Annotated in this window: 12 protein-coding genes; 10 read left to right on the forward strand and 2 right to left on the reverse strand. The window is 61.4% G+C overall.

The window, feature by feature from the left end; all coding sequences use genetic code 11:
- The first annotated feature begins 37 nt into the window (after positions 1–37).
- Together HF931_RS09235 and HF931_RS09240 are read left to right on the forward strand one after the other, a co-directional pair.
- Positions 38–508: a DUF1203 domain-containing protein gene (locus HF931_RS09235; RefSeq protein WP_273239807.1), complete on the forward strand. Its 471-nt coding sequence runs from the start codon at positions 38–40 to the stop codon at positions 506–508.
- Positions 509–586: 78 nt separating this feature from the next.
- Positions 587–1,462, forward strand: a complete 876-nt coding sequence (locus HF931_RS09240) for a J domain-containing protein (protein ID WP_273012575.1) — start codon at positions 587–589, stop codon at positions 1,460–1,462.
- 4 nt (positions 1,463–1,466) lie between these two features.
- On the opposite strand, the gene HF931_RS09245 is transcribed toward HF931_RS09240, so the two are convergent.
- Positions 1,467–3,899: a bifunctional diguanylate cyclase/phosphodiesterase gene (locus HF931_RS09245; protein ID WP_273239809.1), complete on the reverse strand. Its 2,433-nt coding sequence runs from the start codon at positions 3,897–3,899 to the stop codon at positions 1,467–1,469.
- 509 nt (positions 3,900–4,408) lie between these two features.
- Here HF931_RS09245 and HF931_RS09250 point away from each other — a divergent pair.
- From HF931_RS09250 to HF931_RS09285, 8 genes are all read left to right on the forward strand, one after another.
- Positions 4,409–5,170 carry a helix-turn-helix transcriptional regulator gene (locus HF931_RS09250; protein WP_035549906.1) on the forward strand — a complete coding sequence of 254 codons (762 nt, stop codon included), beginning with the start codon at positions 4,409–4,411 and terminating at the stop codon, positions 5,168–5,170.
- 95 nt (positions 5,171–5,265) lie between these two features.
- On the forward strand, positions 5,266–5,577 hold the full coding sequence (locus tag HF931_RS09255) for a PepSY domain-containing protein (protein ID WP_035549903.1): 312 nt from the start codon (positions 5,266–5,268) through the stop codon (positions 5,575–5,577).
- 37 nt (positions 5,578–5,614) lie between these two features.
- Complete coding sequence (locus tag HF931_RS09260; protein ID WP_035549900.1) at positions 5,615–6,298, forward strand: response regulator transcription factor; 684 nt, start codon at positions 5,615–5,617, stop codon at positions 6,296–6,298.
- Positions 6,299–6,325: 27 nt separating this feature from the next.
- The gene (locus HF931_RS09265; RefSeq protein ID WP_051602551.1) at positions 6,326–7,759 is read left to right on the forward strand and encodes an ATP-binding protein; all 1,434 of its coding nucleotides are present in this window, start codon (positions 6,326–6,328) and stop codon (positions 7,757–7,759) included.
- Positions 7,756–8,358, forward strand: a complete 603-nt coding sequence (locus HF931_RS09270; protein ID WP_035549897.1) for a tetratricopeptide repeat protein — start codon at positions 7,756–7,758, stop codon at positions 8,356–8,358. The genes HF931_RS09265 and HF931_RS09270 overlap by 4 nt, the downstream gene beginning before the upstream one ends.
- Before the next feature lie 56 nt (positions 8,359–8,414).
- The gene (locus HF931_RS09275; protein ID WP_035549894.1) at positions 8,415–8,840 is read left to right on the forward strand and encodes a cytochrome c maturation protein CcmE; all 426 of its coding nucleotides are present in this window, start codon (positions 8,415–8,417) and stop codon (positions 8,838–8,840) included.
- The gene (locus HF931_RS09280) at positions 8,837–10,720 is read left to right on the forward strand and encodes a heme lyase CcmF/NrfE family subunit (protein ID WP_035549892.1); all 1,884 of its coding nucleotides are present in this window, start codon (positions 8,837–8,839) and stop codon (positions 10,718–10,720) included. Before HF931_RS09275 ends, HF931_RS09280 begins: the two co-directional genes overlap by 4 nt.
- A complete protein-coding gene (locus HF931_RS09285; RefSeq protein ID WP_035549889.1) occupies positions 10,717–11,136 on the forward strand; it encodes a cytochrome c-type biogenesis protein in 420 nt (139 codons plus the stop codon). The genes HF931_RS09280 and HF931_RS09285 overlap by 4 nt, the downstream gene beginning before the upstream one ends.
- Here HF931_RS09285 and HF931_RS09290 read toward each other — a convergent pair.
- A complete protein-coding gene (locus HF931_RS09290; RefSeq protein WP_051602550.1) occupies positions 11,133–11,690 on the reverse strand; it encodes a prepilin peptidase in 558 nt (185 codons plus the stop codon). The genes HF931_RS09285 and HF931_RS09290 overlap by 4 nt on opposite strands.
- Positions 11,691–11,728: the final 38 nt, after the last annotated feature.

Below are 11,728 nucleotides of genomic sequence, written 5' to 3' on the forward strand. Positions count from 1 at the left end.
CCGACAGGGTGTTTCATGAAGCACAAAGGACCCCGACATGACTTTCCAGATCCGCGCCCTGCCAGCAGGCCAGTTCGCCCATTTGACCCAATTGTCTGATGCGGAACTGGCCGCGCAGAACATTCACAAGCGGCTTGTGGATGCCAATCCCGGCTATCCGTGCCGGGTCAGCCTGCAGGATGTAGACATCGGGGAGACGGTGTTCCTGCTGCACCATTGCCACCATGATGAGGCGACGCCCTACCGCGCGTCCCATGCGATATTCGTGCGGGCGGGTGCGAAGCAAGCCCAGCCGGAATTGGGCGAGGTGCCGGAATCGCTCACATTGCGGTTGATCTCGATCCGGGCCTTTAATGAGGCGCACGATATGGTCGCAGCGGATGTGGCGGAAGGCGTGAACCTGGCCACGGCGATACCGGACATGCTGTCGAAAGAGGGCGTTGCCTATCTTCATCTGCACAATGCCCGGCCGGGGTGCTATGCCGCGCGGGTCGACCCGGTAAGGTAATCTCCGGGTTTCAATACGCTGCGGGAGGGCCTAACTGTGTGCGGATAAGTGACTCGCAGACAGAAGGATGCCCGGCCCGTGGCTCTTGACCCTTACAAAGTGCTCGGCGTGGACCGTTCGGCCAGTGATGCCGACATCAAGAAGGCCTACCGCCAGAAGGCAAAGGACCTGCACCCCGACCTGCACCCGGACAACAAGGCCAAGGCGGAAGAGTTCAAGCGCGTCTCTCTCGCGTGGGACATTCTGGGCGACAAGGACAAGAAGGCGAAATTCGATCGCGGCGAGATCGATGGCGACGGCAACCCGACCGGCTTTGGCGGTGGCGGCCAGCCCTATGGGCAGGGGGGTGGTTCCTATCGCTGGGAAGGGCGCGGCGGCAATCCGTTTGGCGGCGCGCAAGGCGACCCGTTTGAAGACATCCTGTCCGGCATGTTCGGCGGTGGACGCTCGCGCCGCGCCGGTCCGACAAAGGGCCGGGATGTGCGCTATCGCGTGTCGATTGATTTTGAGGACGCCGTCACCGGCGCACGCCGCCGGATGACGATGGCGGACGGGACGGCGCTGGACGTGAACATTCCAGCCGGCGTGGAAACTGGCCAGACGCTGCGCCTGAAAAGCCAGGGGGAGCCCTCTCCGAATGGTGGCCCGCCTGGAGATGCGCTGCTGGAAATCCAGGTGCCCGAGAGCAAGGTCTGGCAGCGCGATGGCAAGGATTTGCGCATGACGGTCGCCATTGACCTGAAGACCGCTGTGCTGGGCGGCAGTGTGGAGGTGAAAACCCCATCCGGGCCGGTGACGCTGAAAGTGCCTGCGGGGTCCAATACCGGGTCTCAGCTTCGCCTGCGGGGCAAGGGCGTGCAAACCTCAACGCCGGGCAATCTCTATGCGCGGCTGGAGATTGTTCTGTCCGATCCGAAAGATCCCGGCCTCAAGGACTGGGCCGAGGGTCGCTAGGCGATCAGGCCTGTGCCGGTTCGAACAGAAGCGTGTCGTCTTCAAAGATGATCTCTACCGGCGCCGGCGCGGCGATCAGATAGCCCTGCAATTCCTCACAGGCGAGACGGGCGAGGGCTTCGGCCTGGTCCTCTGTCTCAACGCCTTCCGCGACGACGGGGATTTGCAGCGAGTGTGCGAGATGGATGATCGCTTCCACGATGGCGCGTGATTTCGGATCGACATTCATGGAGGTCACGAAGGAGCGGTCGATCTTGATACGGTCGAACGGGAATTCCTGAATATAGCTCATCGAGGAATAGCCGGTTCCGAAATCATCCAGCGAGATCTTGATGCCCAGACTCTTCAGGTCGAGCAGGATGCTGGTGGCCAATTGGGTGTTGTGGATGATGGCTGTTTCCGTGATCTCCAGTTCGAACCGGTTTGGCGACAGGCCCGTTTCGGTAAGCGCTGTGCGGACGGTATCGACCAGGTCTGCATCGAGCAGTTGGCGGGCGGAGAGGTTCACGGCGACGGACTCATTCTCTCCCCAGTGGCGTGCCGCGCGGCAGGCGGCCTGAATGGTCCAGCGCCCAATCTCGACGATCAGCATGCTTTGTTCAGCAATCGGAATGAATGTGTCCGGGCCGACAAGGCCGATGCCGGGACGGTTCCAGCGCACCAGCGCTTCATGGCCAACAACATCCCGGGTCGCCGCATTCACCTTGGGCTGGAAGTGGAGCACGAGTTCGTCATTCTCGACGGCCTTGTGCAAGGCGCGCTCAAGATTGCGTGCCTCCATCTGTTGCTTGTGCAGTTCGGCGTCATAGAAGCGGAAACAATTGCGCCCGGCTTCCTTGGCGGAGTAGAGCGCGCGGTCTGCGAAGGTGAGCAGGCGCGCTGCGCTGTGATTGCCTCTGGAGGCCATGGCGATGCCAATACTGCCGCCACTGGACAGGTTCCGACGCCCGATTGCGATGGGGTCTGACAGGGCCGTCAGGATGCGGCTGGCGACATCCGTGATCTCGTCCTGGGATTTGCGACCGCGCAGGAGAACCGCAAACTCGTCGCCGCCGAGACGTGAGAGAACGTCTTTCTTTTCAAGCTGGCTGGACAGGCGGCGCCCGATGGATTTCAGCAGCGTATCACCTGCGCCATGCCCGTACTGGTCGTTGACCTCCTTGAACTCATCGAGGTCGATAATGAGGACGGCCAGTTCATGCGGGTTGGTGCCTGTTCGTTTGCTGACGGCAGATTCCAGCGCCATGTTGAAGGCGACACGATTGTAGAGGCCGGTCAGCGAGTCGCGATAGGCCAGCGTACGCACACGGGCTTCTGCGCGGACACGCTGGGTCATGTCATGAACCGCGAAGACGATGAAATCGCCATCCGATTCGCTGACATAGCGGCTGGACACCGTCGCCACCATTTCGCGACCGTCAGAGAAACGCAGTCGCCGCTCACCGAAATCGTGATTGCCGGCGAAGGTGATGTCCTCATCCTTGATCTGCAGGATGTCCTGGATCTTCTTGCCGACCAGCATCTGTTCTGTTTCTGGTTCTGGCTCCGGCGTCAAACCAAGGTCTTCCAGTTTGCGTGCGTCGGGGCCGTCATCCTTGAACATGGTGCGCGCGGATGAGTTGGTGGACAGGATCGTGCCGTCCGGGGCGACTACGAACAGGCCCTCGCTGCTGGCATCGGCCAGCACGAAGAGTTTGCGCTGTTCCTTGTTGCGGATGCGCTGGAACTGATTGTCGAGCCCTGCGGCCATCGCGAAGATGAAGACGACGAGCAGCATGGCCAGAGCGATAATGATGCTGAGGCCGCCTGAACGCAGCGCGATTGCTGGAATTTCCAACCCCTTTACCGGGATCATCGTGGTGCCGGTGGCGCTGATGAAATGGATGGAGAGAACCGCGATGATGCTGAACACGGTGGCCAGCAGGGTGCTGCGCGGGATGCTGGGGTTCGCGCCGGTGAGATAGGTCGCAACGTATCCCATGAAGCCGAGCACCAGGGCAGTCGTGACCATCATCTGGTCGTATTCCATGATGGCTGAGGCGTTCAGGGCGGTCATGCCGCAGAAGTGCATGGCGGCGACCGAGGCGGTGGCGATCGCTGCGCAAAGCACCCGCACGAGGACATCGGAATTCATCCGCATCAATAGCGCAGTGGTCACGAAACCGGTGACCACGATCATGGCGGAGAGAATGGTGCGTCCGCCCGAGAAGACAACTTCAAAGCCGGGCTTGTAGCCGAGCAGGGCGATGAAATGCGTGGACCAGATGCCCAGGCCGACGACCGTTCCAGCAGCAATCGCCCAGAAAATCTGGTTCTGCAGCTGTACGGCCACCATGCTGCGGCGGAACACGACAAGCGAACAGCAATTGCTGAACGTCAGAACCAGAAGCGCGGCAATAACGTGCGAGAGATCGTGCTCGGTCGTTATGCAAGTCAACACATTGTACATAAAAAAGGTAAACCCATCAGTCCGCCAATCTCACTGACGTGGTTGCGTTACCAAAAGGGAAATCAGATTGGTCGCGTTTACCATAATTGCGGCCAGGCAGCCGGGCGCTGAAGTCCGGGATTTTTTCATCGTGTAGTGAAATATACAGGACGGGCGATTTGGCCTGGCGAAAATGTACGGACAAAATGTCAGATCATGAATTCGTGTTTTAGCAGTTGGATGCTGAAAGTTTCCATCGATTGCATTTTTTCATGGAAAGCGCGCTCCACCCATGATGGAGGAATCTCTTTGGCGAAAGCCGGAGATTGAGATAGATTGCCATCGTGGCTGTGGGGGACGCAGGCACCATCAGGCGTGCATTGTGCGCGCTTTCGGCATCGCCGGATCATTCGATGAAATGGTCCGGCGCGCCGACCCCGAAAGGGAGAGGGTGCTTTTTTCTTGCCGAACAGGGGAAGCCATCTAGCATCGTTCGGGGTGTTGGAAAGGTGAGCGACATGTTGGACGGTATTTCAGCTTTGTTGACTGCGCGGTCTTTGCAGGATCTGCGAGCCGAAGCTGTTTCCGTGTTCAGCATGATGGGCATGCCGCGCGTGATCTGCCTGTCTCCCATCGGGCATGACCGCTCGGTAGGGCGGACATTGGTGAATGCCGGGTTTCCGCTTGAATGGGAAAACGCCTATCTCGACGCGCGCCATATGGATGACCCGTTGCCGGATATCGCCGTGCGGATCGGCTCGGCCTTTCATTGGGATCATCTGCCTTCTGATGTGGTGCTGAACCAGAACGAGACGACGTATCTGGAAGACCTGAAAAGCTGGGGCATGGAGAAAGGTGTCTGTGTCGCAACTTACGGACCTGCGGCGCGGGTCGGTTTCATCGCGGCAAGTTCCGAGACTGGCCAGGACAGCCTTCATGCCGTGGACATGCAATTGTTCCAGGTGGCCGCCCAGACCGCCTATTTGCGCTATTGCCAGTTGATGACGCTGGAGCTGAATTACGAGATGAATCTGTCGAGCCGTGAACTCGACGTGCTTCACTGGATGGCGCAGGGACGCAGCAATGCCGCGATTGGCGAAACGCTGAGCCTCAGCCCGGACACGGTGGGGACTTATGTGAAGCGCATCTTCGCGAAGCTGGAAGTCTTCGACCGGACATCGGCGGTCATGAAGGGGGTGATGCGCGGGCTGGTCATCGCGTCGGACCCCGAAGTCGAAGCCGAAGCGCTTGCCCGCCGCGCACGCAAGCGCGAAGGCTAGGCGCACGTCGATGCGCTGCTGTCTGCTGAAAGTGAAGGAATCCGCGCGGATATGTTCACTTGGTATTCAGAGCCTGATGCCTATACAGCAAAGCCATGAGACGGATTTCTGCCTTTCTTCTGGCCCTGGGCCTTGTGATGACGCCACCGGCGATCGCGCAGGACTGGCGTAACCAATGGTCGCCGGGCCAGGCGCGCGATTCGGTACGCGAAGGCAAAACGGTGCCGCTCAGCCAGATTTTCCAGAATCTGAAGCGCCAGTATGGCGGTTACCAACTGAACGCAGACCTGTTCGATAATGGCGGCAATCCGCGCTACAAGATCGACTGGATGACCGGCGATGGTCGCAAGATGCGGTTCACGGTGGACGCCCGGTCTGGCCGCGTGCTTGACCGGCAGGGCGCATGACCCGACAGTGTATTTTTGAATTCGGAGGGACGTATTGATGCGTATCCTGGTTGTTGAAGATGATTCAGACCTGCGTCGCCAATTGGCCGACGTGCTGTCGCAATCCGGCTATGCAGTCGACCTGGCCGCCGATGGCGAAGACGGCCACTTCCTGGGCGATACCGAGCCGTATGATGCGGTGATCCTGGATCTGGGCCTGCCAAAGATGGATGGCGTCAGCGTCCTGAAGAAATGGCGCGCGGACGGCAAGTCCTTCCCGGTGCTGATCCTGACCGCGCGCGATTCGTGGAGCGAGAAGGTTGCAGGCTTTGACGCGGGCGCGGACGACTATCTGACCAAGCCCTTCATCACGGAGGAATTGCTGGCGCGTTTGCGTGCCTTGCTGCGCCGGGCCGCCGGTCACTCCGCCGCAACGCTGGAGGCTGGCAAGCTGGTGGTCGATACCCGCGCTGCACGGGCCAGTGTGAATGGCGAACCGGTGAAGCTGACCGCACATGAGTATCGCGTCCTGTCCTACCTGATGCACCATATGGGCCGCGTCGTGCCGCGCACGGAACTGGTCGAGCATATCTATGACCAGGATTTTGACCGTGACTCGAACACGATCGAGGTTTTCATCGGCCGCCTGCGCCGCAAGATTGGCACGGACCGGATTCAGACAGAGCGCGGCCTTGGCTATCGCCTGGTTGTGCCGGATGCCGAAGCCCGCGTCGCCGGATAAGGCCTGCTTCGCGCCGGAGCCCTCAGCATGAGCGACAGCGCCGCTTCCAAACCAAGCCTGATGGATCGCTGGACCCGGCTGTCGCTGGCCCGGCGTATCATGCTGGCCGCAGCGATATGGGGCTTTGTCGTTTTGATTGGCGGGGCGATTGCCTTGTCTGCCGTGTATCGCGCGCAGACCTTGAGCCTGCTGGAAGAAGACCTGGAGCAGACCCTGGTCGGCCTGACACGGGAAATGACCCGCGAGAACGCGTTTCTGGAAGATGGCCGGGTGACGGATTCCCAGCGGGAATTCTTTGCAGGCGACGTACGTTTTCGCACGCAATATTCCGGCCGATACTGGTCCATTGTTGGCGTGAATTCAGAGGGCAGTATTGCAGGCGACATCCGCTCACGGAGCTTGTGGGACGAGCCAGTGCCCCTGAATGAAGACCAGCTTGAGCGGACACTGATGAATCCCGGCCTGACCATGTTTGGAAACTTCCGTTTTGAGGGGCCGGCAGGCCAGCGCGTGCGGGTGGCCTCCCGCGCGATCCTGATCGAGAACCGCGAGACACCGCTGATCCTTGTCACGGCAGCAGACCGGGCCGCGAATGATGCAGCGACCAGCCGCTTCCGCAGCCTCTTGCTGGTCACGATGATTGCCCTGTTCGGAGGCGTGTTTGCGGCAATGGTTGTGGCGATTTCATTCTCCCTGCGACCCTTGCGGCGGATCGGGGGCGACATTGCCGAAGTGCGCGAAGGCACGCGGCAGAGACTGTCTGAAGACTATCCCGCGGAAGTGCGCCCACTGGCCGATGAGCTGAACAAGCTGCTGGAGCATAACCGGCAGGTGGTAGAGCGTGCACGGACCCATGTGGGCAATCTGGCCCATGCGCTGAAAACCCCGCTGGCCGTTTTGCGCAATGAAGCGACCGGCGAGACACAACTGGATGATGTGGTGCGCCGTCAGTCCGAAAGCATGCAGACCAATGTGGAACATTACCTGAAGCGGGCGCAGATGGTGGCGCGCGCGCAGACGCTTGGCGCACGCACCGAATTGCGCCCCGTGATTGATGGCATCGCCCGCATGCTGAACCGTCTCTATGATGCGAGGGGCGTCAACGTGTCTGTTGACGGCGGGGTGGGGGCCGTGTTCCGGGGGGAGAAACAGGATCTTGAGGAAATGGTCGGCAATCTGATGGAAAATGCCTGCAAATGGGCGAGCAGCGAAGTGCTGGTGCGCGTGCGCGACACGGCAGCGGCCCTGACCATTGATGTCGAGGACAATGGCAAGGGCCTGTCACCGGAGGAGCGCGAAGGCGCCCTGAAACGCGGTGTGCGCCTGGATGAGACCACGCCGGGTACGGGTCTTGGCCTGTCCATCGTGAAGGAGCTGGCCGAGTTGCATCGTGGTTCACTGGAGCTGGGCGATGCGGAGCTTGGCGGCCTGAAAGCACAGCTGAGGTTTCCGAAACCATGACGCGGACGAACTGGATCATTCTTGTGGTCTGTCTCGCCGTGGCGGTGGGCGGTTATTTGCTGATCGGGAAGCCCGGCATGGGCGACCAGCCCATGAAGGATCGTCAGGCGGGCCTGATGGAGAAGATACAGACCAATCCGCAATCGCTGACGCCGGCGGAGACCCTGTCGCGGTTGGAAGCCACTGTGCAGGAGCGCCCGGACGACCCGCAGCCACATTTCTTCATTGGAGAAATCCTGCGATCTCAGGGCCGCACGTCAGATGCGGCGCGCGCCTATCAGTCCGCCCTGCGGCGCGATGGCGAATATGTTCCTGCCTTGTTGGCGCTGGCCGATGCGCTGGTGGATCTGAACAATGGCGCCGTTTCACCGGAGGCAACGCGTCTGTTTGCGAAGGCTTATGAGCTGGACGAAACACAGGTGCGGGCCGGCATGTGGGCGGCCATGGGCGCGGCGCAGGCAGGGGATCAGGCCAAGGCCGAACAGGCCATGCGCTATATCTATTCCCGCCTGCCGGAAGACGACCCCCGCCGCGAACGCTTCGCCCCGATGATCGAGGCGCTGGGCAGTGGTGAGGCCGCTGCACCGGAAACCGAATAAACCGGCTACATTCGCCGCACTCCCCACATGGGCCAACACACCCTATAAGACCTTTCATGCGCGCACGGACACGACGGCTTTATATGTTTGGCATTGCGGCGCTGCTGCTTCTGGCGGCGGCGGCGCTGGCGTTTATGGCGCTGCGCGAGAATGCGAACCTGTTCTATACGCCGGAAATCCTGGCCGAGAATGGCCAGCCGGAAACGGGCAAGGTGGTCAAGGTTGGTGGTTGGGTTGAGCCGGGCTCGCTGACCTATTCCGATGATGGCGCGACCATGATCTTTACGGTCATTGATAACAGCCCCCACACGATCCGCGTGAATTATACCGGGATTGCGCCAGACTTGTTCCGCGAGGGGCAGGGCGTGGTTGCCACCGGCCAGTTCGGGCCAGAGGGCGATTTCACGGCCCGGCAGATCCTGGCCAAGCATGACGAGAATTACCAACCCCGCGAACTGAAACCGCTGGACGCAGCCGGATGATCGAACTCGGCCATTTCGCGGCCTTTCTCGCGCTGGCAGCGGCGCTGGCTCAGGGCCTGTTCGGACTGAGAGGAGAAAGACGCCTCGCAGCGCTGGCAGCCTATGCCGGGTTTGGCGTGATGACGCTGTCCTTCGTGACGCTGATCATCGCCTTTGCACGATCTGACTTTTCCGTCGCGCTGGTGGCGAACAATTCCCACACGCTGAAGCCGATGCTCTACAAGATCGCCGGGGCATGGGGAAATCATGAAGGGTCCATGGCGCTGTGGTGCCTTGTCACGATCGGTTTTGGCGCGGCAGGGGCGTTGTGGATGCGCACAGGCCGTGACCTGTTCGAGGCCCGGGCGCTGGGCGTGCAGGGATTGCTGGCGGTCGGATCGCTGGCCTATCTGCTGTTTGCATCTTCGCCCTATCTGCGATTGGACCCGGCCCCGTTTCAGGGCGCGGGCCTGAATCCCCTGCTACAGGATCCGGCGCTGAGTATTCATCCGCCCATGCTGTATCTCGGCTATGTTGGCTATTCCTTTGTCTTCGCGCTGGCCGCGGCGGGCATGATGGAGGCGCGCATTGATGCCGTCTGGGCGCGGGAAGCGCGGCGCTGGTCTCTGGCGGCCTTCATTCCGCTTACGCTGGGCATCGCGCTCGGCTCCTACTGGGCGTATTACGAGCTTGGCTGGGGCGGCTGGTGGTTCTGGGACCCGGTGGAGAATGCGTCCCTGATGCCGTGGCTGATTGGGGCGGCATTGCTGCATTCGGTGGTCGTGACGGAAAAGCGCGAAGGCTTTGCGGCCTGGTCTGCCTTGCTGGCGGTGCTGGCCTTCCTGTTTTCGATCATGGGCGCATTCCTCGTGCGCTCGGGCATCCTGACCTCTGTACACGCCTTTGCGGTCGACCCGGAACGGGGAATGCTGCTGCTGGGCGGATTGCTGGCCTATGGTGGCTTCGCGCTGGTCCTGTTCGCGATGCGCGCGCCAAAGCTGGCGGGTGGCAAACCCTGGGCGCTGCTCAGCCGTGAAGGCGCGCTGATGGCGAACAATATCGTGCTGATCGTGGCGACACTGACCGTGCTGCTGGGCACGCTGTTCCCGCTGATGGCGGAGGCCGCAGGGCGCACGATTTCTGTCGGGGAGCCTTATTTCAATCTGACCTTCACGCCGATGCTGGGCGTGTTGCTGATCATCCTGCCGGTCGTGCAGGCCTGGGCCTGGGGCAAGGCAGACCTGAAATCCTGGACCAAATGGGCCGTCGGCGGCGCAGCATTGGCGCTTGTCTTCGTTGCGCTGGGCATTGGCCTGTGGAGCATTTCCATCGGCGCAGCGCTTGGTCTTGCGCTGGGCGTGTGGCTGGTGCTCGGCTCTGTCTGGGAATTGAAGCGCCGGGCGATCACGCCGGGCCGCATCTTCCGACTGCCGCCGCGTGTTTGGGGCATGACGCTGGCGCATCTGGGGCTGGGCCTGTTCGTGATCGGGGCCGTTGTGGAGACGACCGGACGCTATGAAACCACGGTGGCCTTGGCGGAAGGCGGCTCGGCCGAGGTAATCGGCTGGACGCTGACACTGGATGAAGTGCGCGCGATTGAGGGACCGAACTGGTATGCTGACCGCGCGGTTCTGACGGCTGCGCGTAGTGGATCCCGCGCAGTGATGACCCCGATGAAGCGCTATTACCCGGCCGCGCAGATGCCGACCACGGAAACCGCGATCCACAAGACCGGCACGGGCGATCTCTATGCGGCGCTGGGCGAACAGCGCATGGTGGAGGGCGAACCGCGCTGGGTGTTCCGCGTCTACTACAACCCGATGATTGATCTGCTATACTTCGGCGTACTCCTGATGGCGCTGGGCGGTGTGTTCAGCCTGTGGCCGAGGCGGAAAGCATGAAGCAGATCATCATTATCCTGATCAGTGTCTTGTTGGCGGGTGCGGCGTTTGCCGAAGACGTGGCGCTGGACGATCCGCAACAAGAGGTCCGCGCGCAGGATCTGATGCGGGAGCTGCGCTGTGTGGCGTGCGAGAATGAGCCAATCTCGCAATCCTCTGCGCCGATTGCCGAGGACATGCGCGCACGTGTTCGCACCCTTGTAGGGGAAGGCGCAAGCGACGAAGAGGTTCGCACCTGGTTTGAAGATCGCTATGGCGAGTTTGTTCTGTTCCGTCCGAAGGCGGAGGGCGTGGCTGGCTGGATGCTGTGGGGCCTGCCATTCGCATTATTGCTGATCGGCGGCTGGATCGGCCTGCAGATTGCCCGCTCTCGCAAGGCAGCACCGGTTGAACCGATCGCGCCGGAAGACGTCTAGTAGACGCCAGCTGGCAGAAGGTATGGCGCCCCAAGCCAGACCACCCATCCACCAAGCGCAATGAACGGCCCGAACGGGATGGCTGTGTCGGCATCTGCCTTGCGAATGCCTGTCACGGCCAGCGCTATGACGCCGATCAAGGCCGAAGCAGACGCCGCAAGCATGATGGGTGCAAGACCCATCCACCCCGTCCAGACGCCAAGACCGCCGAGGAGTTTCGCATCACCGCGCCCGATGCCGTCCCGCCCGCGCAGGCGGCGATAGCCGACTTCGATGGCGACCAGCACGAGATATCCGGCAAGGCCGCCAATGGCATGCGCTCGCCATTCCTCCGGGCGTGTCAGCCAGACCATGGCGATGCCCAGCAGGACAATTCCGGCTGTAAGAGGATCGGGCAGCGTGAAGCTGCGAATGTCGATGATGCTGAGCGCCAGAAGGAGCGCGCCAAGGCAGAGCGTCAGGAGCAGCGTTCCCGGCGGCGCGAACATCCAGGCAGAGATGCCGAGCGCGGCTGTGGCCAGCGCTGTCAGCAAGAGAGAAAGTGGTTTTGACATGCGTGTCTGTCCTTTCCCCGGCCGGGGCAATGCTCGCT

It is taken from the genome of Hyphomonas atlantica corrig., from assembly GCF_017795365.1.
Taxonomy (GTDB): domain Bacteria; phylum Pseudomonadota; class Alphaproteobacteria; order Caulobacterales; family Hyphomonadaceae; genus Hyphomonas; species Hyphomonas atlantica.